23 protein-coding genes and 1 pseudogene are annotated in these 26,207 nt (G+C 63.6%); 10 read left to right on the forward strand and 14 right to left on the reverse strand.

Features of this window, described 5'->3' with window-relative positions; translation table 11 throughout:
• The first annotated feature begins 13 nt into the window (after nucleotides 1-13).
• Nucleotides 14-889: a reverse transcriptase family protein gene (locus tag K288_RS45240; protein WP_160168960.1), complete on the forward strand. Its 876-nt coding sequence runs from the start codon at nucleotides 14-16 to the stop codon at nucleotides 887-889.
• 436 nt (nucleotides 890-1,325) lie between these two features.
• On the opposite strand, the gene K288_RS0111125 is transcribed toward K288_RS45240, so the two are convergent.
• A complete protein-coding gene (locus K288_RS0111125; protein WP_027579620.1) occupies nucleotides 1,326-2,222 on the reverse strand; it encodes a LysR family transcriptional regulator in 897 nt (298 codons plus the stop codon).
• A gap of 287 nt (nucleotides 2,223-2,509) precedes the next feature.
• Between K288_RS0111125 and K288_RS0111130 the strand changes: the two genes are divergently transcribed.
• Together K288_RS0111130 and K288_RS0111135 are read left to right on the forward strand one after the other, a co-directional pair.
• A complete protein-coding gene (locus K288_RS0111130) occupies nucleotides 2,510-3,244 on the forward strand; it encodes an SDR family oxidoreductase (protein WP_027579621.1) in 735 nt (244 codons plus the stop codon).
• A gap of 37 nt (nucleotides 3,245-3,281) precedes the next feature.
• Nucleotides 3,282-3,884 (forward strand): NADPH-dependent F420 reductase, encoded by a 603-nt coding sequence (locus tag K288_RS0111135; RefSeq protein WP_256378821.1) that lies wholly within the window; start codon nucleotides 3,282-3,284, stop codon nucleotides 3,882-3,884.
• A gap of 133 nt (nucleotides 3,885-4,017) precedes the next feature.
• Here the strand turns inward: K288_RS0111135 and K288_RS0111145 are convergent, their stop codons facing one another.
• The 4 genes from K288_RS0111145 to K288_RS0111160 form a co-directional block, all read right to left on the reverse strand.
• Nucleotides 4,018-5,286 (reverse strand): Hsp70 family protein, encoded by a 1,269-nt coding sequence (locus K288_RS0111145; protein ID WP_043159643.1) that lies wholly within the window; start codon nucleotides 5,284-5,286, stop codon nucleotides 4,018-4,020.
• The gene (gene guaA, locus K288_RS0111150; protein WP_027579624.1) at nucleotides 5,286-6,884 is read right to left on the reverse strand and encodes a glutamine-hydrolyzing GMP synthase; all 1,599 of its coding nucleotides are present in this window, start codon (nucleotides 6,882-6,884) and stop codon (nucleotides 5,286-5,288) included. Before guaA ends, K288_RS0111145 begins: the two co-directional genes overlap by 1 nt.
• Before the next feature lie 212 nt (nucleotides 6,885-7,096).
• A complete protein-coding gene (locus K288_RS0111155) occupies nucleotides 7,097-8,398 on the reverse strand; it encodes an RsmB/NOP family class I SAM-dependent RNA methyltransferase (protein WP_027579625.1) in 1,302 nt (433 codons plus the stop codon).
• Nucleotides 8,399-8,407: 9 nt separating this feature from the next.
• Nucleotides 8,408-8,791 carry an MAPEG family protein gene (locus tag K288_RS0111160; protein ID WP_027579626.1) on the reverse strand — a complete coding sequence of 128 codons (384 nt, stop codon included), beginning with the start codon at nucleotides 8,789-8,791 and terminating at the stop codon, nucleotides 8,408-8,410.
• Nucleotides 8,792-8,929: 138 nt separating this feature from the next.
• Between K288_RS0111160 and K288_RS45245 the strand changes: the two are divergent.
• Nucleotides 8,930-9,771 (forward strand): annotated as a pseudogene (locus K288_RS45245) (metallophosphoesterase).
• On the opposite strand, the gene K288_RS45250 reads toward K288_RS45245, so the two are convergent.
• From K288_RS45250 to K288_RS0111195, 6 genes are all read right to left on the reverse strand, one after another.
• Nucleotides 9,731-10,045, reverse strand: coding sequence for a hypothetical protein (locus K288_RS45250; protein ID WP_064737315.1), 315 nt, complete (start codon nucleotides 10,043-10,045; stop codon nucleotides 9,731-9,733). The pseudogene K288_RS45245 and the gene K288_RS45250 sit on opposite strands and share 41 nt — an antisense overlap.
• A 209-nt stretch (nucleotides 10,046-10,254) precedes the next feature.
• The gene (locus K288_RS45255) at nucleotides 10,255-10,515 is read right to left on the reverse strand and encodes a hypothetical protein (RefSeq protein WP_201449661.1); all 261 of its coding nucleotides are present in this window, start codon (nucleotides 10,513-10,515) and stop codon (nucleotides 10,255-10,257) included.
• A gap of 247 nt (nucleotides 10,516-10,762) precedes the next feature.
• The gene (locus K288_RS0111180) at nucleotides 10,763-11,785 is read right to left on the reverse strand and encodes an NADP-dependent oxidoreductase (RefSeq protein ID WP_027579627.1); all 1,023 of its coding nucleotides are present in this window, start codon (nucleotides 11,783-11,785) and stop codon (nucleotides 10,763-10,765) included.
• Between the two features lie 120 nt (nucleotides 11,786-11,905).
• Nucleotides 11,906-13,402: an IMP dehydrogenase gene (gene guaB / locus K288_RS0111185; RefSeq protein WP_027579628.1), complete on the reverse strand. Its 1,497-nt coding sequence runs from the start codon at nucleotides 13,400-13,402 to the stop codon at nucleotides 11,906-11,908.
• Between the two features lie 300 nt (nucleotides 13,403-13,702).
• Entirely contained in the window at nucleotides 13,703-14,110 is a 408-nt protein-coding gene (locus tag K288_RS0111190) for a helix-turn-helix transcriptional regulator (protein ID WP_027579629.1), read from the reverse strand.
• An 8-nt stretch (nucleotides 14,111-14,118) separates the two neighbouring features.
• Complete coding sequence (locus K288_RS0111195) at nucleotides 14,119-14,361, reverse strand: type II toxin-antitoxin system RelE/ParE family toxin (protein WP_027579630.1); 243 nt, start codon at nucleotides 14,359-14,361, stop codon at nucleotides 14,119-14,121.
• 194 nt (nucleotides 14,362-14,555) lie between these two features.
• Here K288_RS0111195 and K288_RS0111200 point away from each other — a divergent pair, with 194 nt between their 5' ends.
• The 3 genes from K288_RS0111200 (at nucleotide 14,556) to K288_RS0111210 (ending at nucleotide 18,291) form a co-directional block, all read left to right on the forward strand.
• Nucleotides 14,556-16,031, forward strand: a complete 1,476-nt coding sequence (locus K288_RS0111200) for an MFS transporter (protein WP_027579631.1) — start codon at nucleotides 14,556-14,558, stop codon at nucleotides 16,029-16,031.
• A 93-nt stretch (nucleotides 16,032-16,124) separates the two neighbouring features.
• Complete coding sequence (locus K288_RS0111205; protein ID WP_027579632.1) at nucleotides 16,125-16,400, forward strand: FeoA family protein; 276 nt, start codon at nucleotides 16,125-16,127, stop codon at nucleotides 16,398-16,400.
• Nucleotides 16,401-16,419: 19 nt separating this feature from the next.
• Entirely contained in the window at nucleotides 16,420-18,291 is a 1,872-nt protein-coding gene (locus K288_RS0111210; RefSeq protein ID WP_027579633.1) for a ferrous iron transporter B, read from the forward strand.
• Nucleotides 18,292-18,418: 127 nt separating this feature from the next.
• Here K288_RS0111210 and K288_RS0111215 read toward each other — a convergent pair whose 3' ends face one another.
• Together K288_RS0111215 and K288_RS0111220 are read right to left on the reverse strand one after the other, a co-directional pair.
• Nucleotides 18,419-19,111 carry an RlmE family RNA methyltransferase gene (locus tag K288_RS0111215; RefSeq protein WP_027579634.1) on the reverse strand — a complete coding sequence of 231 codons (693 nt, stop codon included), beginning with the start codon at nucleotides 19,109-19,111 and terminating at the stop codon, nucleotides 18,419-18,421.
• 16 nt (nucleotides 19,112-19,127) lie between these two features.
• Nucleotides 19,128-20,183: a Ppx/GppA phosphatase family protein gene (locus K288_RS0111220; RefSeq protein WP_084799552.1), complete on the reverse strand. Its 1,056-nt coding sequence runs from the start codon at nucleotides 20,181-20,183 to the stop codon at nucleotides 19,128-19,130.
• Between the two features lie 197 nt (nucleotides 20,184-20,380).
• Between K288_RS0111220 and K288_RS0111225 the strand changes: the two genes are divergently transcribed.
• Complete coding sequence (locus tag K288_RS0111225) at nucleotides 20,381-22,756, forward strand: xanthine dehydrogenase family protein molybdopterin-binding subunit (RefSeq protein ID WP_027579636.1); 2,376 nt, start codon at nucleotides 20,381-20,383, stop codon at nucleotides 22,754-22,756.
• A 152-nt stretch (nucleotides 22,757-22,908) separates the two neighbouring features.
• Here K288_RS0111225 and K288_RS0111230 read toward each other — a convergent pair whose 3' ends face one another.
• Nucleotides 22,909-23,706: a hypothetical protein gene (locus tag K288_RS0111230; protein ID WP_027579637.1), complete on the reverse strand. Its 798-nt coding sequence runs from the start codon at nucleotides 23,704-23,706 to the stop codon at nucleotides 22,909-22,911.
• A 114-nt stretch (nucleotides 23,707-23,820) separates the two neighbouring features.
• Here K288_RS0111230 and K288_RS0111235 point away from each other — a divergent pair, with 114 nt between their 5' ends.
• Nucleotides 23,821-24,333 (forward strand): YaiI/YqxD family protein, encoded by a 513-nt coding sequence (locus tag K288_RS0111235; RefSeq protein WP_244443123.1) that lies wholly within the window; start codon nucleotides 23,821-23,823, stop codon nucleotides 24,331-24,333.
• Nucleotides 24,333-26,144 carry an ATP-binding cassette domain-containing protein gene (locus K288_RS0111240; RefSeq protein WP_027579639.1) on the forward strand — a complete coding sequence of 604 codons (1,812 nt, stop codon included), beginning with the start codon at nucleotides 24,333-24,335 and terminating at the stop codon, nucleotides 26,142-26,144. The genes K288_RS0111235 and K288_RS0111240 overlap by 1 nt, the downstream gene beginning before the upstream one ends.
• The last annotated feature ends 63 nt before the right edge of the window (nucleotides 26,145-26,207 follow it).

A 26,207-nucleotide genomic window follows, 5' to 3' on the forward strand; every position in this document is an offset into this window, starting at 1 on the left:
TTCGCCCGGCGACTTGGCCGAACGCCTTTCTACAAAAGGAAATAAGCTGACCGTCAAGGACCTCCGTGCGCTTGCGGCAGATGAAGGCAATTTTCAATTGTTCAACCTTGTAAATGACAAGGGTAAATCGCGCGCCATCCAATGGCCAAAAAGGCGATTGCAAAAGATTCATTCACGAGTGCACACACTACTGTCGAGGGTTGCAGTGCCAGCCTACCTTCACTCCGCTGTGGAAGGAAAATCTTACATTTCGAACGCGGTCGCCCACGAATGTGCTGTATCAGTCGTAAAGATCGACATAAAGAAATTCTTCCCGTCTGTCTCGCGCGCGGCAGTATTCAGGTTCTTTGCAGACCTGCTTAGGTGCCGTCGCGATGTTGCTGGCCTGCTTGCCGATATTTTGACCTACAATGCACATTTGCCGACCGGCGGTGCTGCCAGCCCAATCATCGCGTACTATTCATTCAAAGAAATGTTCGATGAAATCGACCGCCTTGCTCGATCGCGAGATGTCACCATGACGTGTTACGTGGACGACATGGCTTTAAGTGGCCCGCGCGCAGACAAGGGTCTGTTGCGTGATATTCGACAGATCATTTCGAAGTACGGTCTTAAGTCTCATAAAGCTCACAAATTTGCTGCTTCCCAGCCGAAGGTGGTCACGGGAGTTTGCATCACTGCCAACGGCCCTCGCGTTCCGAACAAGTTGCATCTCAAGATCAAGAATGGCTTTAAGGACTTGTCCCTTGCAGAGACGTCTGATGCAAAAGCAAAAGCCTTAAGCCCGCTCATTGGAAGAATGGAAGCCGCGGGACAGATAGACCCGACTTTTAAGGCGCGTGCAAAAACGCTCCGCGACCAGCAGCTCAAGCTCTTCCAACCCAGATAATCCTCTCGGGTCTAGAAAAATTTGCCTTGTCCAATGGACACTTGCCCTGACAGCTGAGTCCTAGGGAAGCCACTTCGGAGCTGCAGCTCGATAACTATCGACGCGACTTTCGGCGATTATCCCTCTACTCCCACTCGATTGTTCGCATCGTCCCTAATGAGTTGATTTGTCGTTGCAGAAAGTTCTCCGCCTTGAGAACTCCCGTCGCCCGAACCGTCAGATGCGCATGGCTTTTGAATTCAAAGAGGAATTTGACCGCTCCAGAAAATCTCCGCTTTCAGCGACTATCAATATCGATCGGTCCACTTTTCTCGAATCCACTGGCAGTGCCGCACCGCCGACATAGCCGAAGACTACCGTCAGCAGCACGAGTGGAGCGATCGCAGCTCGGCTTCCAACCGGATTACGGCAAGGCTCGCCGGCAACTTGCCGCGCGTCAGTCGCGCGATATGGACAGCCCCGCGAGAAGCGGAGCGTACGCGGCGAGCCTGCGGGATACGAACTCCGTGAAGAGTCGCACGCGCTTCGTCTTGCGTGTCTCCCCCTGTGTGAGAAGCCAGAGCGTTCCGTACATGTGCAGGTCAATGCCCGGCACCCTCATCAGTTGGGGGTCGGCATCTCCGACGAAGCACGGCAGTTTCGTCATCCCGATCCCTTGTCGTGCCGCAACGAGCTGCGCCTCGGCGTCAGGGGTCCTGAACGGAACCTCCGTGACGCGAACCTCTCCCTCACGGGCCCAATCCGGGAGTCCAAGATTGTCTATGACGATCCATCGGATGGGGTCAGGCGCGCCCGCACGCCACGCGGCTAGTCGATCGCGCGATATGTAGATGCCTCCGAACAGCTCCGGCCCCTTCAGGCCGTGAAGATTGAGCGGCAGAGTCTTGCGGTCGGAGACGATGCGGATCGCGATATCGGCCTCTCGGTTGGTCAGATTGGCCGGCTCGCCGGACGACTGGATTTCCATCTCGATGTCCGGATGCAGACGCGCGAAATCGGCGAAGTCCGGCATGAGCAGGTGTGTCGCGAAGAACGGCGGCAGCGTCACCCGCAGAAGCCCGCTCGCGCTCTGGTCGCGCCCGAAGACGCGCGTCTCCAGTCGGTGCGATGATGCTTCCATCTGGTCCGCGAACTCGAGGACCTCCTCGCCCGCGGACGTCAGGCGATAGCCCGAAGGCAGCTTTTCGAACAGATGCGCCCCGAGGTGTTCCTCGAGCTGGGCGATGCGTCGCAGCACGGTCGAGTGGTTCACCCCGAGGCGCTCGGCGGCGGCCCGCACCGAGCCTCCGCGCGCGACGGCCCGAAAGTAGCGAACGTCATCCCAATCGATCATGGTGCAATCCCGCACAGCGGGGCTTGCCTTCGAAAGCCCGAGTCCAACACCATCGAACATCCTCTCGAATGTGGGGTAGCACGGGCGGGTGATCACTGCCTATGCCGACAAGCACGGCCCAATTCCGAAAGGCGGGCACCGATCGCGCCTAGCGTCAGTCGTCCAGCCGGATCGATTTCGCACCACCGATGTGCGCGCCTCCGCACTCAACGCCTGACACCGGAACACCCATTTCGGCGGTCTCGGGGACCCCCCGATCAGCCAAAGACGGAGTCTGAAGGAAAGTCATGGAAAAGCTTGAGGGTAAGGTTGCAGTCATCACGGGTGGATCGAGCGGCATGGCGCTGGCAAGCGCCAGGCGGTTCGTTGAAGAAGGCGCCTATGTTTTCATCACGGGCCGGAGACAGGAGGCGCTCGACGAGGCCGTCAAGCTGATCGGCCGGAACGTGACCGGCGTGCGCGGCGACGCGTCCGATCTCGACGACCTCGACCGCCTGTTCGATACGGTCAAGCGGGAAAAGGGCAGGATCGACATCCTGTATGCGAGCGCCGGCACGGGCGAAGCCGTTCCACTGGGCGAGATTACCGAGCAGCATTTCGACGCGACCTTCGGCCTGAATGCGCGCGGCACCCTGTTTACGGTTCAGAAGGCTTTGCCGCTGTTCAACGATGGCGGATCGATCTTCATGACCGGGTCCGTTGCTTCGGTGAAAGGTTTTCCTGGTTACAGCGTGTATGCGGCGAGCAAGGCGGCGCTGCACGCATTCGCACGCGGGTGGCTCAACGAACTGAAGGGCAGGAATATCCGGGTGAACGTGTTGCACCCGGGGCCGATCGCCACACCGATGCAGGACCAAGTTCTCACCGAGGAGGCGAAGCGGATGTTCGAATCCCTGATCCCGCGGGGAAAGATGGGTCGTCCTGAGGAAATTGCGGCTGCCGCGCTGTTTCTTGCCTCAGACGATTCCAGCTTCGTGAATGGGGTGGAGCTGTCTGTCGACGGCGGCTTCTCGGCCATCTGAAAGGCGCGGAATCAATATCAACACGGATCGGAGAAGTATTATGAGCTATGCGATTGTAGGATTCGGTAAGGTGGGCCAGGCCCTCGCCCACGCCTTCGCCCGTAAAAACATCGACGTGACCGTCGCGAGCCGCCGGCCGCCCGAGGCGTTGGCGCCGCAGGCCCGGGCGATTGGACCCACGGTCATCGCCAAGTTGCTGCGGGAAGCACTCGAGGCCGACACAATCATCTTGGCGGTCCCGTTCGGGGAGCATCGCGAGGTTGCGAAGGCCCTGCCGAGCTGGAAAGGCAAGACGGTCATCGACGCGATGAACGCGTTGGTTCCCCCTGAGGAGCTGGACGGTCTCCTGTCCTCCGCCTTCGTCGCGAAGGCGTTCACCGGCGCCAAGCTCGTGAAAGCTTTTAATCACCTGGTTGCGGCCACCCTGGCTGCCGATCCGATCGTCGAGGGAGGGCACCGGGTCGTCTTTCTGTCTGGTGACGACGAGGACGCGATCGGTCCCGTGATGGCTTTGGCCAAACAACTCGGCTTCGCACCCGTCAAGCTGGGAAAGCTCAACGAGGGTGGCGCGCTGGTGCACGCACGCGGCCGCGTTTGGGGCCAGCTCATCTTCCAGGATTTGTTCAAGAAGGAGCAGTAATCGATCTACGACCGTGTGATCGACGCCGAGAACTGGTCGCGCGCGCCAACTTTCTTCGAGCAGCGCGCGACCGAATATTTGAAGTGGTGCGGCCAACGAAGGCTTCGGGCGGCCGGCATGAAAGCCCTTGAGGTTAAGACGTCCCGTAACGCCGTGCGGCCTCGATGGTCAGTCCCTTGCCGACAGCCCCGAACGTATCTCCATCAATCGCCCGCGCCGCTGGTAGTTTCGCCGTGATTGCCTTGCGGACATGGGCCAGTTGAACCGACCCTCCGGTCAGAAACACCGCGTCGATGTCGGCTCCCGCAAGGCCGGCCTGCTTCAGGCAAATGTCTATCCGCGCCTCGATGCGGTCGGCAAGGCGCTGGGTGTAACTGACCAGATCCTTGCGTCGTACCTCGGCTTCCAGGCCCTTCTCAATCCACTCCAACGCGATATTGGATTTCGGCGTCTCCGAGAGCCCTATCTTGACGCCTTCGACATCCATCGCAAGCGTGTGTCCGCGCTGCTCATCGAGGACCCGCACCAGACGATCGAGCAATTCCGGCTCCTTCGCCTCATAACGCACCTGACGTATTTCGCTGATGACTTTTGAGTCATACATGCGATTGATGCTCGACCACGTCGCGAGGTCGTGGAAATAGCTCGACGGGACTTCCAGATCCTCCCGCTTCATGGCCGAGCGATAGCCGAGCAACGGCATTACGACACCAAGGCTGAGATACCGATCAAAATCGGTGCCGCCGATGCGGACGCCGTCGTTGGCCAGGATATCGTCCTTGCGCTCGGCGTGGCGATGCCGCTCCGGCGACAACCGAACAACCGAAAAGTCCGACGTTCCGCCGCCGATATCGGCGATTAGTGCGATTTCCTCGGTCCCGATTTGACGTTCGTAGTCAAGCGCCGCTGCGATCGGCTCGAACTGAAATGAGATGTCATCAAAGCCCGTTCGCTTGGCTATATCGCGCAACGTCGCCTCCGCCCTGGCATCGCCAGTCGGATTGTCATCGACGAAGTGTACGGGGCGGCCATGTACGACGTGACGCAACGGGTATCCGACGACCTCTTCCGCGCGTCGCTTCACCGCACCAATATAGTAAGCGATGACATCACGGAAGCTGACGCGCGCGCGGCCGACGCGGGTGGTCTCGTCGATCAGCGTCGTGCCGAGCACCGATTTGAGGCTGCGCATCAGTCGCCCGGCGTCGCCCTCTACATAAGCTTCGATGGCACGACGGCCGATATGGGTGCCGGCGTCGGTTTTGTAGAAGATTGCGCTTGGAATCGTGGCGTGATCGCCCTCAAGCGCAGCCAACACCGGGCTATCGCCAATGATTGTGCCAAGCGTAGTGTTCGACGTCCCGAAATCCAGACCGCAAATCGCTCCCGGGCGGGAGTAAATTATTCCCACTCAATCGTCCCCGGCGGCTTGCTCGTCACGTCGTACACCACGCGGTTGACGCCCTTCACCTCGTTGATGATCCGCGTCGCGGTCGCGCCGAGGAAGCTCATGTCGAACTGATAGAAGTCCGCCGTCATGCCGTCGGTGGACGTCACCGCGCGCAGGCCGACGACGTATTCATACGTCCGGCCATCGCCCATCACGCCGACCGTCTTCACCGGCAGCAGCACCGCGAAGGCCTGCCAGATCGCGTCGTAGAGGCCGGCCTTGCGGATCTGGTCGATGTAGACGGCGTCGGCCTGGCGGAGGATGTCGAGCTTTTCGCGTGTGATGTCGCCGGGGCAGCGGATGGCGAGGCCGGGGCCTGGGAATGGGTGGCGCCCGACGAAGGCTTCGGGGAGGCCGAGCTCGCGGCCGAGCACGCGGACTTCGTCCTTGAACAGCTCGCGCAAGGGCTCGACCAGCTTCATGTTCATGCGTTCGGGGAGACCGCCGACATTGTGGTGCGACTTGATCGTCACCGACGGGCCGCCGGTGAAGGAGACGCTTTCGATCACATCAGGGTAGAGCGTGCCCTGCGCCAGGAATTCGGCGCCGCCGATCTTCTTAGCCTCCGCGTCGAACACGTCGATGAAGAGGCGGCCGATGGTCTTGCGCTTCTGCTCGGGGTCGGTGACCCCCGCGAGCTCGCCCAGGAATTGCTTCGACGCATCAACGTGAACCAGCGGGATGTTGTAGTGATGGCGGAACAGGTCGACGACGGTCTCGGCCTCGTTGAGGCGCAAGAGGCCGTGGTCGACGAAGACGCAGGTGAGCTGGTCGCCGATCGCCTCATGGATCAGCACGGCCGCGACCGCGGAATCGACGCCGCCGGAAAGGCCGCAGATCACCCTGCCCTTGCCGACCTGGGCGCGGATCTTCTCGATCGCCTCGTCGCGGAAGGCGCGCATGGTCCAGTCGCCGGTGAGGCCTGCGACCTTGCGGACGAAGTTGCGCAGCAGTTTTGCGCCGTCGGGCGTGTGCACCACCTCGGGGTGGAACATGAGGCCGTAATATTTGCGCTTCTCGTCCTGGATCACCGCGAACGGCGCGTTGGCCGAGATGCCGGCCACGGTGAAGCCCGGCGGCATCTTGGTGATGCGGTCGCCATGGCTCATCCAGACCTGGTGGCGGTCGCCCATCGACCAGGTGTCGTCGAACAGCTTGCTCGCGGTCTTCACTTCCAGATCGGCGCGGCCGAATTCGCGGTGATGGCCGCCCTCGACCTCGCCGCCGAGCTGGGCGGCCATGGTCATCTGGCCGTAGCAGATGCCGAGCACGGGGACGCCAGAGTCGAAGATCGCCTGAGCGGCGCGCGGCGAACCCTCCTCATGCACCGATTCCGGGCCGCCGGAGAGGATCACCGCCTTGGGCTTCATCTCGTTGAAGGCGGCCTCGGCCTTCTGGAACGGCACGATCTCGGAATAGACGCCCTCCTCGCGGACGCGGCGGGCGATCAGTTGCGTCACCTGACTGCCGAAATCGACAATCAAAATCTTGTCATGCGCCGAGGCCACTGATGGCGTCGACGACTCGCGGTCGGGCTTGGCGGCTGTCATGGACAGCAGATACGCGACGGGGGGCGGCATCGCAACCCTCCCGGGGACGGCGGAGATGGGCTTCCACGGGGTTTTGCGCGGGCCGGGCCCCGAAGGAGGCGGCCGATGGGGCGATTTGTAGGATGGGTAGAGCGAAGCGAAACCCATCATCCATGGCACGGGCGCAATTGATGGGTTTCGCTTCGCTCTACCCATCCTACGGCCCTACGCAGCTAGCCAGTTCGCTTCAAAATCGAGACAAAAAACCCGTCGGTTCCGGTGCGGCGGGGGGTCATCAGCCAGGCCTCGGGCGACGGCAGGGCCGCGGCGGCGAAGGCTTCGGCCTTGTCCCAGAGGACGCTGGCGGTCTGTTCGGGCGGGACGATGGAGAACTCTGGGTGGCGCGCGATGAATGCGTTGACCTGCTCGCCGTTCTCGACCGGGAGCACCGAGCAGGTGATGTAGGCGATCCGACCGCCTGCCTTCACCAATGGCGCCGCTCGCTCCAGAACCTCGGCCTGGTCCTTCAGCCGCACCTCCAGTGAACCCGGGCGCATCCGCCATTTGGCGTCCGGATTGCGGCGCCAGGTGCCGGTGCCCGTGCAGGGCGCGTCGATCACGACCAGATCGGCGCTGCCCTTGACGTCAGAGAGCGGGTCGCTGTCTCCCTTCGGCGTGCGGACATCGCAATTGTGCACGCCGGCGCGCGACAGGCGCTCATGGATCGGCGCGAGCTGGCGCTTGTCGCGATCGGTCGCGATCAGCCGACCCTTGCCCTGCATCATCGCGGCCAGCGCGAGCGTCTTGCCGCCGGCGCCGGCGCAGAGATCGATCACCTGCTCGCCCGGTTTTGCTGCGGAGAACAGCGCGGCGAGTTGCGAGCCTTCGTCCTGAACCTCGATGCCGCCCTTGACGAAATCCTCTTCGGCATGGATGCCGACATTGCGGGCGTCGGCGCCGAGCTCGATGCGCAGACCGAGCGGCGACCACGGCGTCTCCGTCGCGCCGAGATGCTTCAGCCGCGGCAGCATCTTGTCGCGGCTCGTCTTCAACGTGTTGACGCGCAGATCGAGCGGCGCGCGGCTCGCCATCGCGGTCGCTTCCGCCACGCGATCGTCGCCGAACACTTTTGCGAGATATGGATCAAGCCATTCCGGATAATCGCCGGCGATGTGCGCCGGCGCGCCGGCAAGCGAGCGCGAGGTAAGCGCGGTGCGCTCCGCATCGGTGAGCGGCGATGGCGCGAAGCGGCCGCCGTCGCAAAGGGCGGCGATGGCATCGACGTCCATGCCGCGCTCGAGATGGAGCATGCCGAGCACACGGGCGCGGGCGCTGTCGTCATCCATCAGGTACGCGCTGGAGGATTGCCGGCGCAGCACGTCCCAGATCAGGCCGCTGATTGCGGCGCGATCGCCGGAGCCGGCGTAGCGGTGCGCGGTGCCCCACTCCTTCAAGGCTTTCGCCGCCGGCACGCGCTCAGCGTCGATGGTGTCGATCAATTCAATGGCGGCGGAGAGACGCGCGGCGGGGGTCATCTAGAACTTTCAGATCAGGAGCAGGAGTTTCAGGGCGAAATAGAGCCACATCGCAAACAGCACTAGCGCGCTTGCGAGCCAGGCCGTCGAGCGTGGTGCGGAATCATTCGAAGTGACGAAGATGCCGGCATGGGCAAAGCGCGTCACCACGAACACCCAGGACATCAGCACGATGAAGAGATCGGCACGACGCAGCGGCAGCGCAAGTGCGATCAGGAGATAGAACAAGACAGGCAGTTCGAACTGGTCGCGGTAGCAGTCGGCAAGCTGCGTCGCGCGGTTCGGGCCGCCAGGCGCAGTGTCTTCGCGCCGCGTTCGCATCATGCCGAGCAGAAGCGCGAAGGTGAGGCCGACCAGCACGAAGACCGGCAGCAGAACCATTTGAACCGACATGGGAAACTCTCCGGGCTCGGAGGTATAAGGGACAAGCTAATAGCGGCCGCTGCCGCCGCTGACAATGCGCCGGCGATGTCGTGGCGTCATCATTCCGACTTCCGGCCGATCTAGGATGGCAGCAAACAGGAATTTCGCATGTCCGAATTTCGCCTGACCCAGATTTCCGACACCCACCTCGCCCGCCGCCGGCCGACGCTGATCGCCAATTTCGAGGCGACCGCCGAGCATATCGACGCGACGCGGCCCGACCTCGTCCTCAACAGCGGCGACGTCGCCTTCGATGGGCCGAACAGCCGCGCCGATCTCGAATTCGCGAAATCGCTGCATGCGGCGCTGCCGGTCGATTGCCGCTACCTGCCGGGCAATCACGACATTGGCGACAACCCGACCGCGGTCGGCACGCCGCCGACAGAGCCGGCGACGGAGGAGCATCGCGATGCGTTCTGCTCGCTCGTCGGCGAGGATCGCTGGTGCTTTACGGCCGCAGGCTGGTGCGCTTCATCGGGCTCAATTCGCTGATCATGAATACCGGGCTTGCCAGCGAAGCCGAGCAGTTCGATTGGCTCGCTTCACAGCTCGCCAACGTCAACGGCAAGCCAGTGGCGCTGTTCCTGCACAAGCCGCTGTTCCTGCATCTGCCTGACGATGCCGAGCTTGCGGAAACCGCAATCCGCTATGTTCCGCAGCCGGCGCGCCGCCGCCTGATTGAGATGTTCAGTGCGGTCGACTGGCGCCTGGTCGGCAGCGGCCATGTGCATCAGCGACGCGATTTCACTTATCGCGGCGTCCGCCACATCTGGGCGCCCTCCGCCGGCTTCGTCATTCCCGACGACAAGCAGGATGTGATCGGGATCAAGGAAACCGGAATAGTCGAATACCGCTTCCGGCCCGACACTGTCGAAGTCCGCCACGTCAGGGCGAAAGGCCAAATCGATATCAGCCTCGACGCGCTGCTCGCAGAGATGGCGGCAGATTAGGCCGACGCGGCAAATCTGCGCGGTAGCCTTCGGATCCTGCTGGATCACTGTCGTTCAGATCCTGCTGGATCACCGTCAGCAGCGCCTGCAGGGATTCCGCGTTGGGGCGCTGAGCGGGCGGCGGCACCAGCGGGCCGATGCCGAACGCCTCAAGCTCGGGTTGGGGCTCGACGAATTTGCCGTGCAAAACATCAGCGCGGCGGCCGATGACCCACATGGCCACCGCATAACCGGCCGCCAACAAAATGACGCAGAATATGCCGATTTCAAACATGACTACACCTGAAAATAATGTATTAATTCAATGTGTTGCATGCACAGTCAAGCAAAGGCGGCGCTTGCGCGAATCATTTGGTTAACGCTGTGACCTTTCGGGTACGCTGCTCCTTGCGACGTGGCTTCCCGGACACAAAAAGTCCGCCGCGTTGGCGCGGCGGACTGGTGTCGCTTTCAAATATTTCCCGGAAGAACCCGCGACGGGCGTCAGTAGCCGTAGCCCGGCGCCGCGTAAGGCGAGCCGTAGTAGGCCGGCGGCGGGGAATCATCCCAGGGCGCGGTGGCGAATGCGCCGACGCGCGGCCCCGGATAATAGGCCGGCCCGCTGCGATAATACGGGACGGCCGGAGTGGCCATGTCAGGATCCACCACGGCGGGTCGCTGCACGTAGCGCTCGCGGGCGGCGACAGGGTTTGCCAACGTTGCCGTCGCAATCAGTGCTGCCGATAGGACTGCGAGTCTTCTCATTAGCTGCTCCATTCCGATGCGGGGAACCTGTGATATTCGGCTTCCCGGCATCTTGGCTTGCTGGTTGCGCATGATCCTCGCGCGGGAGCGTTTCGCGTCATCGCGAGCGAAACGTTCCCGGTTTTTTCGGATCATGCTCCGCCACCAACAGCTGCATGCAGCAGAGCGTTCCTGATTTCTCTTCACCGATGCGCGAGGTCGGAGCACTGCGATCAATGGATCGCAGTGCTCGCTGAGCTGTGATGGCTCACGCCTTGTCCGGACCGACGCGCACGAGCTGCTTGCCGAAATTGGCGCCCTTCAAGAGCCCCATGAACGCATCGGGCGCGCTCTCGAGACCGTCGGTAACGAACTCCTTGTATTTGACCTTGCCCTCGCGAACCCACTGCGACATGTCGCGCAGGAAATCGCCGTGACGGGCGGCGAAATCGCTGACGATGAAACCGCGGAACGTCAGGCGCTTTGTTAGAATTGCGCGCATCATCGTAGCAGCCCATTTCGGCGGCTTGCTCTCGGTATCGTTGTAGTGCGCGATCAGGCCGCAGACGGGCACGCGCGCGAACGGGTTCAACAGCGGGAACACCGCCTCGAACACGGCACCGCCGACATTCTCGAAATAGACGTCGATGCCCTTGGGGCACGCCTCCTTCAACTTCGCAGCTAGGTCGGGATCGCGATGGTCAAGGCAATCGTCGAAGCCGAGCTCGTTCTTCACGAAGTCGCATTTGTCCTTGCCGCCGGCGATGCCGACCGCGCGGGCGCCCTTGATCCTTGCGATCTGCCCGACTGCGGAGCCGACCGCGCCTGACGCCGCAGCCACGACCACGGTCTCGCCCGCTTGCGGCTTGCCGATATCGAGCAGCCCCGTATAGGCGGTCATCCCGGGCATGCCGAGCACGCCGACCGCAGTCGAGATCGGCGCGAGCTTTGGATCGACCTTGGACAGGCCCTTGCCGTCGGAGAGCGCGTGCGTCTGCCAGCCGGCGCGCGACAGCACGATGTCGCCCTTTGCAAAACCGGGATTGTTGGACGCGATCACTTCGCTCACCGTGCCGGCTTCCATCACGCCGCCGACCGGCACCGGCTGCGCATAGGACGGGCCATCGCTCATACGCCCACGCATATAGGGATCGAGCGACAGCCAGATCGTGCGCAACAGGACCTGGCCTGCGCCCGGCTCCGGCACGGCGTATTCCTCGAGACGGAAGTCGGATGGTTTGGGCTCGCCAACGGGACGTGAGGCGAGAACGATGCGCTTGCCCTGGGACATGGTGTTTCCTCCGATGTGTTCGTTATTGCGTAGCGGAGCAATCCACAGTTCCGCAAGCGGAGCAATGGATTGCTTCGTCGCTATCGCTCCTCGCAATGACGCCGGAGGAGGAAAAGTCTCTTACGCCCCGCCCGGATAGTTCGGGGATTCGCGGGTGATGGTGACGTCGTGGACGTGACTCTCGCGCAAGCCGGCACCGGTGATCCGGACGAACTCCGCCTTGTTGTGGAATTCGGCGATGTTCTTGGCGCCGACATAGCCCATCGCGGCGCGCAGGCCGCCGGCGAGCTGGTGCATCACATTGGCCACCGGGCCCTTGTAGGGGACCTGCCCTTCGATGCCTTCGGGAACCAGCTTGAGCGTATCCTTGATGTCCTGCTGAAAATAGCGGTCGGCCGAGCCGCGTGCCATCGCGCCAACCGAGCCCATGCCGCGATAGGCCTTGTAGGAGCGGCCCTGCCACAAAAAGACTTCGCCGGGCGTCTCGTCAGTGCCGGCGAGCAGCGAGCCAACCATCGCGATGTCGGCACCGGCAGCAAGCGCCTTGGCGAGGTCGCCGGAATATTTGATGCCGCCATCGGCGATGACAGGCACATTGGCCTTCTTCGCCGCTTCGACTGCATCCATGATCGCGGTGAGCTGCGGCACGCCGACGCCGGCGACGATGCGGGTGGTGCAGATCGAGCCCGGACCGATGCCGACCTTGATCGAGTCCGCACCGGCATCGATCAGCGCCTGCGCGCCGTCCCGGGTCGCGATATTGCCGGCGATCACCTGCACTGCGTTGGACAGCCGCTTGATGCGGTTGACGGCTTCCAGCACGCGCGAGGAATGACCGTGGGCGGTGTCCACGACGATGAGATCGACACCGGCGTCGATCAGGCGCTCGGTACGCTCGAAGCCGCCCTCGCCGACCGTGGTCGCCGCGGCGACGCGCAGGCGGCCCTGCGCGTCCTTCGCAGCCAGCGGATGCGCCACCGCCTTTTCGATATCCTTCACGGTGATCAGGCCGACGCAGCGATATTGATCGTCGACGACCACCAGCTTCTCGATGCGATGCTTGTGCAGCATCCGCTTGGCTTCGTCCTGGCTGACGCCCTCGCGCACCGTCACGAGGTTTTCATGCGTCATCAATTCCGAGACCTTCTGCCTGGGATCGGTGGCAAAGCGCACGTCGCGGTTGGTGAGGATGCCGACCAGCTTGCCTGGGACATTCTTGGCTCCGCCGGTCACCACGGGAATGCCTGAGATCCCGTGATCCTTCATCAGCGCCAGCGCATCCGCGAGCGTGGCGTCGGGGACGATGGTGAGCGGGTTGACCACCATGCCGGATTCGAACTTCTTCACCTGCCGCACCTGCGCGGCCTGGCCCTCGGCATCGAAATTGCGATGGATGACGCCGATGCCGCCGGACTGCGCCATCGCGATCGCCATGCGCGCCTCGGTGACGGTATCCATCGCGGAAGCGATGATCGGGATATTGAGCGGGATGGCGCGGGTGACGTAGGACCGGATATCGACTTCGGAGGGAAGCACGTCGGAGAGGCCGGGCTTCAGCAGCACGTCGTCAAACGTGAAGGCCTCGCGGATCGCCGGGGATGCCTGTACCGTCGCCATTGCCAACTCCTTTCGGCGGCGATCCGCCGCGATAACGTAAAAGGATGAGCGCCGCCCGCGGCGCTGCCTGCTGCATCGCCGTCGAATCGGAGCCCATCGGTGGGGTTGACGCTGGTCGATAGCATGGCGACATGACGAATCAAAGTGTTTGCCAGCCATGCACAGGCTTTTTCGGCACTTGCCGGCAACCCGCGCCGCCGCTTGCCTTTGGCCTGAATGCCGCGTCAAGTTAGGGATTTAGGTGGTTTTCCGCCGGGAACAATAGCCGGGTCTGGTCACGGGTGGCCTTTAGAGCCGAACCTAGTCGATCAGCAGGTCGACCGGCACGCCCAATGCGCGAGCGAATTTTTTCTGCAGCTCGGCGGGCCCTTTGCGGCGGCCGGTCTCGATCTCGGACAGGTAGTTCTGGCTGATCCCGACCGCGACGGCCAGTTCGCCCTGAATCATGCCGCGCCACTCACGGATGACGCGTACTGCATTATCGCCGTTCGCCAGACGATCGGCGACGGCCTTCGGCAGCACGACCTCGCGCCCCTCCCTCAGGGCTCGCATGGAATTGCGGACGATCCGGCTCGCGCCGGTATCCTCTTGCGCCTCAGCAGCCAAGGCGACCAGTCGATCATATTCATTGCGTGGCATCACGGCGAGATCGTCACCGCCGGGCGTGCGGATAAACTGGACACTGCTCTTTGCGCCGGCTTTTGCCATGCATCCTCTCAATCATAAATCTCGCGGCGGTGGCCCACGGCGTGAACCGTGATGATATTGCCCTTCATCGTGAACAGCACGCGCCAGTCACCTGAACGCAGCCGCATGCCTGATACGCCCTTGAGCGCTTTCACATCACCAACGCCGGTTTCCGCAAATGTCTTTAGCTTGAGATCAATCTGGGCACGCGTCGCAGCGCTGAGTTTGCGCCATTGGCGAACGGCAGCGGAGGTGAATTCGATCTCTTTCACGACTCACTATCGCATAACGCGATTTATCTGACAAGGCACCAATCGCATAATGCGATAAAATCCGTGCAGCGGAACTGGCGGAGAAGGTTACATAGGATTTAGCTTTCGCAGACACTCCACAATAGCCTCGTCTGCGACGCGGTGCTAAGTCGCACCCGCACCCTGCCCCTTGCCTTTCCTGTTCTCCGATACCGATGGACAAGCAACGCCTGATCCCGCTGATCGTCGCCACCGCCCTTTTCATGGAAAACATGGATTCGACGGTCATTGCGACCTCGCTGCCGGCGATCGCGGCGGATATCGGCACCAGTCCGCTGACGCTGAAGCTCGCGATCACCTCCTATCTGCTCTCGCTTGCGGTCTTCATTCCGGCGAGCGGGTGGACCGCCGACCGGTTCGGCGCGCGGATGGTGTTTGCGGGGGCGGTCGGCGTGTTCATGCTGGGATCGATCGGCTGCGCGCTGTCGTCCTCGGTCACCGATTTCGTGTTCGCGCGCATCCTGCAGGGCCTCGGCGGAGCGATGATGACACCGGTCGGCCGGCTGGTGCTGTTGCGATCGGTCGACAAAAGCGCGCTGGTCAATGCCATGGCTTGGGTGACGGTGCCGGCGCTGATCGGCCCCGTGATCGGGCCGCCGCTCGGCGGCTTCATCACCACCTATTTCTCCTGGCACTGGATCTTCCTGATCAACATTCCGATCGGGTTCCTCGGCATCTTCATGGCGCTGAAATACATCGACCCGATCAAGAGCGAGAACCCGGAGCCATTCGATCTCTACGGCCTCGTGCTCGCCGGCATCGGCCTTGCGGGCATCGCCTTCGGGCTTTCGGTCGCCGGCCTCAACCTTTTGCCATGGACGGTGGTCGCCGCGCTGATCACGGTCGGTTCGATCTCGATGACGCTGTACGTCATCCACGCCAGGCGGACCGGATCGCCGGTGCTGGATTTCTCGCTGCTGAACCTGTCGACACTGCGCGCCAGCATCATCGGCGGCTTCATGTTTCGCCTCGGTATTGGCGCCCTGCCGTTCCTGCTGCCTTTGTTGATGCAGGTCGGCTTCGGCCTGTCGCCGTTCCAGTCGGGCCTCGTCACCTTCGCGTCCGCCGTCGGCGCCATGGGCATGAAGACCCTCGCGGCGCGCATCATCCGCAGCTTCGGCTTCCGCAACCTGATGACGGTCAATGCGGTGATCAGCTCGGTCTTCCTTGCCGCCTGTGCGCTGTTCACGGCGGCGACCCCGCTGCTCCTGATCATGATCATCCTGGTGGTCGGCGGCTTCTTCCGCTCTCTGCAGTTCACCGCGATCAACACGGTCGCCTATGCCGAGGTCGAGCCGGCGCAGATGAGCCGGGCGACCACGCTGGTCAGCGTCAACCAGCAGCTTGCGATCTCCGCCGGCGTCGCGGTCGGCGCGTTCTCGGTGGAGACGACGATGTGGCTGCACGGTGCAACCGAGTTGACCGCGACCGTGTTCGCGCCGGCCTTCCTCGTCGTCTCAGTCGTCTCCGCGGCCTCCGCCTGGTTCTTCTGGCAGATGCCCGACGATGCCGGCCACGAGATCTCCGGCCGCAAGGCGGTCGAGATCTCCAGCCGCAAGGGCGCGGCCACCGCCGCCGTCAAGGCCGCAACGGAAGGAACGCAGGACGCGCGGGATCAGCGCCTGGGGTAGTGCCCGCCCCTCCAACTTGTAATCGTTCTAAATCCCCGCTTCGTGTTGATCGCAGCGCTTGACCCTTTCGCGCCCGGCTGGAAAACACGAGCAATGAGCGAACAAACCGATATCCGAACATCTCAGCCGTTGGGATTGGCCAAGCGGGGATATTCGGGCGTGATCCAGCATCTGGCCGTGGCTGACGCGGCTTCCGCGCTCGCCGGCCACGAACTTGAGAGCCGGTTGATCGAGCTCGGTTTCGTCGAGGGCGCCCGGGTCGAGGTGCTGCACGAGGGGATCGTTGGACGCGACCCGATCGCGGTCAGGGTCGAGAACGTCACGATCGCCCTGCGCCGGCGCGAGGCCATGGCGATCATCGTCGCCTGATGGAGCGATCGGTAACACGATGGAAGCCCCACTCCTGCATCTGGCGCTAGTTGGCACGCCCAACAGCGGCAAGACCTCGCTTTTCAATGCGCTGACGGGCAGCCGCCAGAAGGTCGCGAACTATCCGGGCGTGACCGTCGAGCGCAAGGAAGGGTTCTTCGTCACCCCCGCCGGACGGCAGGTTTCGGTGGTGGACCTGCCCGGCACCTATTCGCTGCGCGGGCGCAGCCCGGACGAGGAAATCACCCGCGACATGGTGCTGGGCCGCACCCCGGGCGAGGTCGCGCCCGATCTCATCCTCTGCGTCGCGGACGCGACCAATCTGCGGCTGACGATCCGTCTGCTGCTGGAGCTCAAGAACACCGGCCGGCCGATGATGCTGGTGCTCAACATGTTCGACATTGCCGCCCGCCGCGGCGTGGACGTGGACGTGCCGAAATTGTCCGAGGCGCTCGGCATGCCGGTGGTGACGTCGATTGCGGTTCGCAAGGGCGGAATCGCCGAACTGTTGCGCCGAACCGACGAGATTGCGGCGCGGGAGCAGATACCCGTCGGGCCGAATCGCTGGCAGCCCCTCACCGTCTCCCAGTTGCGCGCCACCCAGCGCGAGGCCGACCGGATCATCGCGTCCGCCGTCACACTGCCGGCCAAGCCCGACACCTGGACCGCGCGGATCGACGCGGTGGTGCTGCATCCGGTGGCAGGACTTTTCATCCTCGCGCTGATCCTGTTCCTGATGTTCCAGGCGGTGTTCGCCTGGGCACAGCCGCTGATGGAGCTGTTGTCCTCGGCCTTCGACGCGCTCGGCCAGTTCGTGCATGAGACGCTGCCGGAAGGGCTGCTGCAAAGCTTCCTGCAGAACGGTGTCATCTCCGGCGTCGGCAGCGTCATCGTGTTCCTGCCGCAGATCATCATCATCTTCCTCTTCATCCTGCTCCTGGAAGATTTCGGCTACATGGCGCGCGCGGCGTTCCTGATGGACCGCATCATGGGCGGCGCAGGCCTGCACGGCCGCGCCTTCATTCCGCTGCTGTCGAGCTTTGCCTGCGCGATCCCCGGCATCATGGCGACGCGTGTGATCGACAACCGTCGCGACCGTCTGACCACCATCCTGATCGCGCCGCTGATGACGTGCTCGGCGCGAATTCCGGTGTACACGCTGATCATCTCGGCCTTCATTCCGGACCGCGACGTCTGGGGTTGGTTCAACCTGCGCGGCCTTGTCCTGTTCGGCCTCTATGCGGCTGGAATCACCAGCGCGCTCGCCGTCTCGTTCCTGGTCAAGTTCTTCATGCTGCGCGATTACGCCCCCGCGCCGTTCATGCTTGAATTGCCCGACTACAAACTGCCACGCCTGAAGAGCATCGCGATCGGCGTCTATACGCGGGCGAAGATGTTCCTGCAGCGGGCCGGCACGACGATCTTCTCGATGATGGTGCTGATCTGGTTCCTGGCATCATTCCCGACCGCGCCGGCCGGCGCCGAAGGACCCGCCATCAACTACAGCCTCGCGGCGATCATCGGCAAGGCGCTTGAGCCGCTCCTGGCACCGCTCGGATTCAACTGGCAGATCGCAGTGGCGCTGATCCCCGGCATGGCCGCGCGCGAAGTCGCGGTGGCGGCGCTCGGCACCGTCTACGCCATCGAGGGCGGCAAGGAAGCCGCCGACCAAATCGGCCACGTGCTCGCCACCAAATGGAGCCTTGCTACCGCGCTGTCGCTGCTGGTCTGGTACATCTTCGCCCCGCAATGCGCCTCGACGCTCGCAGTGATCCGCCGCGAGACCGGCGGCTGGCGATGGATGGCGGTGACGTTCTTCTACATGCTGGCGCTGGCGTATCTTGCGAGCTTGGCGACATACAATATCGCGGTCGCGTTGGGCGCTGGTTAGCTTTCTCCGTCGTCCCTGAGAAAGCAGTCCGTAGGATGGGTAGAGCGCAGCGAAACCCATCGCGATGGATCGAGCCGAGCGAACGATGGGTTTCGCTTCGCTCCACCCATCCTACACACTCGCCACGTCATTGCGCCGTCTTCGCCGCGCCGCGAAAGCCGGTGGCCAGCACGTAACGCTCGGAAGAATCCTGGCGGCTGGCGGCGGGCTTCACGTGGCGCACCGTCGCAAAATCGCGCTTCAATTGCGCCAACAGCTCCGCGTCCGCGCCGCTCTGAAACACCTTGGCCAAAAACGCGCCGCCGGGGCTGAGCACGTCGCAGGCGAAGGCAGCGGCGGTCTCGACGAGGCCGACGATGCGGAGCTGGTCGGTCTTGCGGTGACCGGTGGTGTTGGCGGCCATGTCGGACATCACGATGTCGGCGCGGCCGCCCATCATCGCGATCAGTTTTTCCGGCGCGTCATGGTCGAGGAAATCGAGCTGCGCGAACGTGACGCCGGGGATCTCGCCCATTTCCAACACATCGATTGCGATCACCTTGCCCTTGCCATCGACGGCGCCGACACGCTTGGCCGCGACCTGACTCCAGCCGCCGGGCGCAGCGCCGAGATCGACCACGGTCATGCCCGGCTTGAGCAGGCGATATTTGTCGTCGATCTCGGTCAGCTTGAAGGCCGCGCGCGAGCGGTAGCCCTGCGCCTTGGCCTTCGCGACATAGGGATCGTTGAGCTGGCGCTCCAGCCAGAGCTTTGAGGACAATTTCCGCTTGCCGCCGCTCTTGACCGTGACGTGCAGCCGGCCGGTCGAATCTTTCGCCATACTTATCTCGATCTCGTTAGGTCGCCTGCAGGCACGCCGTCAGAGCGCCGTCCTCGCGCATCATCTCGACCAGCATGCCTTCGCGCAGGCCGCGGTCGGCGACGCGCAGCCGCGGCAGCGGGAATGCGTTCCTGACGGCATCCAGGATCGCGCAGCCCGCAAGCACGAGATCGGCACGCTCGATGCTGATGCAGGCGTTGTTGGCGCGCTCCTCATAGCTCATGCCCAGCAGTTTCTGGATTATCGCGGTAAGCTCGGCGTCGTTCATCCAGATGCCGTCGATGCGGCGGCGATCGTAGCGCGGCAGGTTGAGGAATACGCCTGCGAGCGTCGTCACCGTGCCTGAGGTGCCGAGCAGGTGCATATCGCGCAAGTCGGTGCCGTGCTCGGCCGCGAACGGCGCAACATATTGCGCGACCTCCGCCACCATCCGCGCATACAACTCTTTTGTGACATTGCGACCGCCGAACTGCTCGGCAAGGCTGACCACGCCGAACGGGATCGACATCCAGGACTTGATCCAGGGCGCGGCGTCCGGCCGCGCCGGATCGCGTTCGATCCGCACCAGTTCAGTCGAGCCGCCGCCGATGTCGAACAGGATGGCGCCGCGGCCCCTCCGGTCGAGCAGCGGCGAACAGCCGATGACGGCCAGCGTCGCCTCGGTCTCGCGGTCGATCACTTCGAGCTTGATGCCGGTCTCCGCGGCGACACGGGCGCGGAAACTATCGGCATTGGCGGCGGCGCGGCAGGCCTCGGTCGCGATCAGCCGCAGCCGGCGGGCCCTGCGGTAGCGGATCTTGTCGCTGCAGATCGAGAGCGCGGCGATCGCGCGCTCGATCGCGGCGTCGCTGATGGAACCGGTCGCCGAAATCCCCTCGCCGAGCCGGATGATTCGCGAGAAGGAGTCGACGACGCGGAACCCGTCCCCGGTGGGACAGGCGATCAGGAGCCTGCAGTTGTTGGTGCCAAGGTCGAGCGCGGCGTAGACGCCGCTTTCGACGGCCGCCGTAGCCAACCCTGACGGGCTCTCGCGGGCCGCAAGGCCGACGCAAGGCCGCGTGTCATCCTTCATCCACTGTCTTTCCGCCGGCGCACGGCGCCCGCCGAAGAAAATTTCCCTTCACGGAAACTTTAGCAGCGCCAAAGGCCTACGCAACAAATCATCACACGCGACATGCCTAATCGGGCGTTGTCGCTTACGTCACCCTACGTTATCTCGTCGAAACTCAGCGAAATTGCTCCAAATCGCGGCATTTCAGGTCATTTACCATGCAAGATCACACATCTCCCGCCGCCCTCGAAAATGCCCTCGCACTGCAAAAATACGGTGTCGGGCAGCCGGTCCGCCGCAAGGAGGACGACACTCTGGTGCGCGGCAAGGGCAAATATACCGACGATTTCTCCCTGCCCGGCCAGGTCTATTGCTGGATGGTGCGTTCCTCGCACGCCCACGGCCTCATCAAGGGGATCGACACCTCGGCCGCCAGGGCGATGCCGGGTGTGCTCGGGGTGTGGACCGGCGCGGACCTCGCGGCCGCCAACTACAACCCCTTCACCTGCGGCATGCCGCTGAAGAGCCGCGATGGCTCGGCGCTATTGCAGACCAACCGGCCGGCGCTGCCGACGGACAAGGTCCGCTTCGTCGGTGACCCCATCGCCTTCGTGGTGGCGGAAACGGCGGCGCAGGCGCGCGATGCGGCCGAAGCCGTCGAGGTCGATATCGAGTCGCTGTCGGCGGTAACGGATGCCGCCGAGGCGGCCAAGCCCGGCGCGCCACAGCTCTACGACCACATCCCGAACAATGTCGCACTCGACTACCATTACGGCGACACCGACAAGATCAATGCGGCCTTCGCCAGCGCCACGCATGTAACGAAGCTCGACATCGTCAACACACGCGTCGCTGTCGTCTCGATGGAGCCGCGCGTCGCGCTTGCCGCCTACGACAGGACAACCGAGCGCTATACGCTGCAAGTGCCGACCCAGGGCGTCTCCGGCAACAAGGCGACCTTGGCAAAAATCCTCAACGTGCCGCCGGAGAAGGTGCGGATCCTCACCGCCAATGTCGGCGGCTCCTTCGGCATGAAGAACCTCAACTACCCCGAATACACCTGCATCGCGCATGCGGCGAAGGAACTCGGGCGTCCGGTGAAATGGACCGACGAGCGCTCGACCAGCTTCCTCTCGGACAGCCAGGGCCGCGCCCAGCTCATCCATGCCGAGCTCGCGCTCGATGCCGACGGCAAGTTCCTGGCGGTGCGGCTTTCCGGCTATGGCAATCTCGGCGCCTACATCACCGGCGTCGCGCCCGGGCCGCTGTCGCTCAACACCGGCAAGAACCTCGCAAGCGTCTACCGCACGCCGCTGCTCGGCGTCGACATCAAGACGGTGCTGACCAACACCACGCTGATGGGCGCCTATCGCGGCGCCGGACGGCCCGAGGCCAATTACTACATGGAGCGGCTAATCGATAAGGCGGCCGACGAGATGGGCATCAACCGCCTGACGTTGCGGAAGCGCAATTTCATCAAGCCGTCACAACTGCCCTTCCCGGCCGCATCAGGCGTTACCTACGACAGCGGCGATTTCCAGGGCGTGTTCGAGAAGGCGCTGGAGATTTCAGACTACGAGAATTTCAGCAAGCGCAAGCGGGAGAGCAAGAAGAACGGCAAATTGCGCGGCATCGCGGTCGGCTCCTACCTCGAGGTCACCGCGCCGCCGAGCGGCGAGCTCGGCAAGATCACCTTCGATCCGGACGGATCGGTGACGCTGACCACCGGCACGCTCGATTACGGCCAGGGTCATGCAACGCCGTTCGCGCAGGTGCTGTCCGACCAGCTCGGCGTGCCCTTCGACAAGATCAAGCTCGAACAGGGCGACAGCGATCTCGTCCGGTTCGGCAACGGCACCGGCGGCTCGCGCTCGATCACCGCAACCGGCCAGGCCATCGTCGAAGCGTCCGCGCTCGTCATCGAGAAGGGCAAGAAAGCCGCCGGGCATCTGATGGAAGCATCCGAAGCCGACATCGAATTTGGCGGCGGCCGTTTCACCATCGCCGGCACCGACCGCTCCATCGGCATCATGGAGCTCGCGCAGCGGATGCGCGAGGGCCAGATTGCCGAGGGCGGACCTGACACGCTTGACGTCGACCATGCCACCAAGGAGACGCCGTCGACCTTCCCGAACGGCTGCCATGTCGCGGAGGTCGAGATCGATCCGGACACCGGCGTCACGAAGATCGTGCGCTACACCGGTGTCAATGACTTCGGCACCATCGTCAATCCGATGATCGTCGCGGGCCAGTTGCACGGCGGTGTCGCGCAGGGCATCGGCCAGGCGCTGATGGAAGAGGTCAATTACGACGGCTCCGGCCAGCCGATCACCGGCTCGTTCATGGACTATGCCCTGCCGCGCGCCGAGGACATTCCGAGCATGGCGGTCGGCGATCACCCCTCGCCGGCGAAGTCGAATCCGCTCGGCACCAAGGGCTGCGGCGAAGCCGGCTGCGCCGGCAGCCTCGCCACAGTGGTGAATGCTGTGGTCGATGCGCTGTCGGAATACGGCATCAAGCATATCAACATGCCGCTGACGTCGGAGAAGGTGTGGCGAGCGATCCAGGACGCGAGGAACGCGAAGGCGGCGTAGGCCGCCGGCCAGGGCGAGTCTAAGGGAGTTCGTAGCCCGGGTGGAGCGCAGCGCAACCCGGGACTTCTGCATCAGCGTTGGCGAGCGGCCCCCGGGTTACGCTGCGCTTCACCCGGGCTACGGGTCTCCCGTAGAGAGAGGCGAAGAAGAAGTCACGCTGCGGCCTGCTCGCGTGGCTGGTAGATTGCGATGTGCCAGCAATGGGCGAGCGGCGTGGTGCCGTTGGCGACGACGATCGCGTCGAGCTCGACGAAGCGGTGGCCCTTCTTGTCGTAATTGGCGGTGACGCGCGCGCGGGCCGTCAACTCATCGCCGGCTTTGGCGGCCGAGAGCAATTGCATCCGGCTGCCGACGTGAATCCAGGGGCCGAGGATGGCGTTGTCGACCAGGAGCTTGTTCATCACTTTCTGCAGCATGCCGGGATGGCCGAGATTTTCGCGCGCGTAGATTTCATCTGTTTCGCGGATATCAGCCAGATATCCTTTGGCGGCATCGCCGACCCAGGCATAAGGCCGGGTGCCGAGCCATTTGCCGACTTCGTAGGACAAGGCACTCACCGGCTCCCGCTCGGCGACCGCGGGGACCACGGTGTAATCCTTGATCGAAACGGCGGGCACCGCGGCTGGCAGCGACGCGTTGCCGGTGGCGCAAAGCTCTCCACGGCTGAACACCTCGATCGATAGCGTGCCATCGCGCTCTGCGCCCCTCACCTCGGCCTGCTCGCCGTCATAGACCGGCTTGACGAAACGCGCGTCGATCAGGCCACGCGCGAGGAAATCGCGGCCCCATTTCGCGACCGGCAGGTGCATCATGTAGGCCATCACGTCGACGCCGGGGACCAGCCCGCCTGAGAAGCCGTACCGCCGCGCCACCGTGTCGTCATGGATCTTGTTCTCGGACTCTTTCGAGGTGTTATAGGCCGAGACGCGGTAGGTCTGAGGATTGCTCATGGGGTTCCCCTTATTTCGGTTGTTTTCTGGCGGGATCGTACGCGATCAACGGTCCGTGGCAAGCCTGCGCCCGGCTCGCAATTTTCCGCCCGATGGGTTACATGCGGCTCACGAATGAACCACCAAGCCGTGATGCCAACTGAAAACCCTACCCGCATCTATGTCGATGCCGACGCCTGTCCGGTGAAGGACGAGATTTATCGCGTCGCGCTCCGGCACGGGCTTGCCGTCAGCGTGGTCGCGGGCAATTTCATCCGCGTGCCGCAGGATCCGCTGATCGAGCGCGTCGCCGCCGGTTCCGGCATGGATGCCGCCGATGACTGGATCGCCGAGCGCGCCGGAGATGGCGACATCGTGATCACCGCGGATATTCCGCTCGCGAGCCGCTGCGTGAAGGCGGGCGCAGACGTGATTGCGCCGAATGGCAAACCGTTCACGGAGCAATCGATCGGCATGACGCTGGCGATGCGAAATCTGATGACCGATCTGCGCTCGTCAGGTGAAATCACCGGCGGGCCACCATCGTTCTCGCCGCGCGACCGCTCGGCATTCCTCTCGGCGCTCGATACCGCGATCCGCCGCATCCAGCGCCGACGCGCTGAACAGACCGCACCGGGACAAGGCTGATGGCGCCTCCTCTCATCCAGCTTAGGGATATCCGGCTGACGTTTGGCGGCACGCCGCTACTCTCGGGCGTCGAGCTGTCGGTTTCCGCCGAAGAGCGCGTGTGCCTGATCGGGCGCAACGGCTCGGGCAAATCGACGCTGCTCAAGATCGCGGCCGGACTTGTCGAGCCTGACGCCGGCAGCCGCTTCGTGCAGCCGGGCGCGACCATCCGCTATCTGCCGCAGGAGCCGGATTTTGGCGATCACGCCACCACGCTCGCTTATGTCGAAGCGGGACTCGGACCGGGCGATGACCATTATCAGGCGCGCTACCTGCTCGAGCAGCTCGGACTGCATGGCGACGAAGATCCCGCGCATCTCTCCGGCGGCGAAGCGCGTCGCGCGGCGCTGGCGCGGGTGCTGGCGCCCTCGCCCGACATCCTGCTCCTGGACGAGCCGACAAACCATCTCGACCTACCGACCATCGAATGGCTGGAGGGCGAATTGCAGAACCGGCGCTCGGCGCTGGTCCTGATCAGCCACGATCGCCGCTTCCTCACCAATCTGTCGCGCGCCACCGCCTGGCTCGACCGTGGCCAGATCAGGCAGATCGACCGCGGCTTCGGCGCGTTCGAGGCGTGGCGCGACGAGGTGCTGGCGGAGGAAGAGCGCGATCAGCACAAGCTCGACCGCAAGATCGTCAACGAGGAGCACTGGCTGCGCTACGGCGTCTCCGGCCGCCGCAAGCGCAACGTCAAGCGGCTTGCCAATCTGCATGCGCTGCGTTCACAGCGGCGGAACTATCGCGGCACCGCGGGCAGCGCCAATCTCGCTGCTGCGGAGGCGGAGAAATCCGGACGGCTGGTGATCGAGGCGAAGAACATCGCCAAATCGTTCGGCGAGCGCAGGATCGTCGAGGATTTCTCGACCCGCATCCAGCGCGGCGACCGCGTCGGCGTGGTCGGTCCGAACGGCGCCGGCAAGACCACACTGGTCAACCTATTGACCGGCGCGGAGACGCCCGACGCCGGCAGCGTGCGGCTCGGCGTCAATCTCGAAATGGCGACGCTGGATCAGCACCGCGAAAGCCTCGATCCGAAAGCGACGCTGTCGGAAGCACTGACCGGCGGCCGCGGCGACCATGTGATGGTCGGCGGCAAGCCGAAGCATGTCGTCAGCTACATGAAGGATTTCCTGTTCTCGCAGGAGCAGATCCGCACGCCGCTGGAAGTGCTGTCCGGCGGCGAGCGCGGCCGGCTGATGCTCGCGCGCGCACTGGCAAAGCCCTCGAACCTACTGGTGCTGGACGAGCCGACCAACGACCTCGATCTCGAAACCCTCGACGTGCTCGAGGAGATGCTCGGCGATTACGAGGGCACGGTGATCCTGATCAGCCACGACCGCGACTTTCTCGATCGCGTGGTGACGTCGGTGATCGTGCCCGAGGGCGATGGAAGCTGGATCGAATATGCCGGCGGCTACACCGACATGCTGGCGCAGCGTGGCGCGGATTTGAAGCGCGAGGCGGTGAAGACGGCGGTCGTCGAAGAGAAAAAGGAAGCCAAGGCTGCGGCGCCTGCCGCCGCGCCAAAGCGGCGGCTGAGCTTCAACGAGAAGCATGCGCTGGAGACGCTGCCGAAGACGATCGAGAAGCTGCACGCGGAAATCGCGAAGCAGCAGAAGCTGCTTGACGATCCGAACCTCTACGCCAAGGATCGCAAGACATTCGACGGCGCCTCCGCCGCGATTGCCAAGGCGCAGCAGGAGCTTTCCGCCGCCGAAGACCGCTGGCTCGAGCTCGAAGTGCTCCGCGAAGAGATCGAGCAGGCATGAACCGTAGGATGGGTGGAGCGAAGCGATACCCATCATGTGACCGCGACGAGGTTTGATGGGTTT

The organism is Bradyrhizobium sp. Ai1a-2 (assembly GCF_000426245.1).
Classification (GTDB): domain Bacteria; phylum Pseudomonadota; class Alphaproteobacteria; order Rhizobiales; family Xanthobacteraceae; genus Bradyrhizobium.

What these genes read in the sequence shown, in the direction of transcription:
- K288_RS0111125 (WP_027579620.1), bottom strand. Translation starts at nt 2,222, where the DNA reads ATGATCGATTGGGATGACGTTCGCTACTTTCGGGCCGTCGCGCGCGGA.
- K288_RS0111130 (WP_027579621.1), top strand. Translation starts at nt 2,510, where the DNA reads ATGGAAAAGCTTGAGGGTAAGGTTGCAGTCATCACGGGTGGATCGAGC.
- guaA (WP_027579624.1), bottom strand. Translation starts at nt 6,884, where the DNA reads ATGACAGCCGCCAAGCCCGACCGCGAGTCGTCGACGCCATCAGTGGCC.
- K288_RS0111155 (WP_027579625.1), bottom strand. Translation starts at nt 8,398, where the DNA reads ATGACCCCCGCCGCGCGTCTCTCCGCCGCCATTGAATTGATCGACACC.
- K288_RS0111160 (WP_027579626.1), bottom strand. Translation starts at nt 8,791, where the DNA reads ATGTCGGTTCAAATGGTTCTGCTGCCGGTCTTCGTGCTGGTCGGCCTC.
- K288_RS45250 (WP_064737315.1), bottom strand. Translation starts at nt 10,045, where the DNA reads ATGTTTGAAATCGGCATATTCTGCGTCATTTTGTTGGCGGCCGGTTAT.
- K288_RS45255 (WP_201449661.1), bottom strand. Translation starts at nt 10,515, where the DNA reads ATGAGAAGACTCGCAGTCCTATCGGCAGCACTGATTGCGACGGCAACG.
- K288_RS0111180 (WP_027579627.1), bottom strand. Translation starts at nt 11,785, where the DNA reads ATGTCCCAGGGCAAGCGCATCGTTCTCGCCTCACGTCCCGTTGGCGAG.
- guaB (WP_027579628.1), bottom strand. Translation starts at nt 13,402, where the DNA reads ATGGCGACGGTACAGGCATCCCCGGCGATCCGCGAGGCCTTCACGTTT.
- K288_RS0111190 (WP_027579629.1), bottom strand. Translation starts at nt 14,110, where the DNA reads ATGGCAAAAGCCGGCGCAAAGAGCAGTGTCCAGTTTATCCGCACGCCC.
- K288_RS0111200 (WP_027579631.1), top strand. Translation starts at nt 14,556, where the DNA reads ATGGACAAGCAACGCCTGATCCCGCTGATCGTCGCCACCGCCCTTTTC.
- K288_RS0111205 (WP_027579632.1), top strand. Translation starts at nt 16,125, where the DNA reads ATGAGCGAACAAACCGATATCCGAACATCTCAGCCGTTGGGATTGGCC.
- K288_RS0111210 (WP_027579633.1), top strand. Translation starts at nt 16,420, where the DNA reads ATGGAAGCCCCACTCCTGCATCTGGCGCTAGTTGGCACGCCCAACAGC.
- K288_RS0111215 (WP_027579634.1), bottom strand. Translation starts at nt 19,111, where the DNA reads ATGGCGAAAGATTCGACCGGCCGGCTGCACGTCACGGTCAAGAGCGGC.
- K288_RS0111220 (WP_084799552.1), bottom strand. Translation starts at nt 20,183, where the DNA reads ATGAAGGATGACACGCGGCCTTGCGTCGGCCTTGCGGCCCGCGAGAGC.
- K288_RS0111225 (WP_027579636.1), top strand. Translation starts at nt 20,381, where the DNA reads ATGCAAGATCACACATCTCCCGCCGCCCTCGAAAATGCCCTCGCACTG.
- K288_RS0111230 (WP_027579637.1), bottom strand. Translation starts at nt 23,706, where the DNA reads ATGAGCAATCCTCAGACCTACCGCGTCTCGGCCTATAACACCTCGAAA.
- K288_RS0111235 (WP_244443123.1), top strand. Translation starts at nt 23,821, where the DNA reads ATGAACCACCAAGCCGTGATGCCAACTGAAAACCCTACCCGCATCTAT.
- K288_RS0111240 (WP_027579639.1), top strand. Translation starts at nt 24,333, where the DNA reads ATGGCGCCTCCTCTCATCCAGCTTAGGGATATCCGGCTGACGTTTGGC.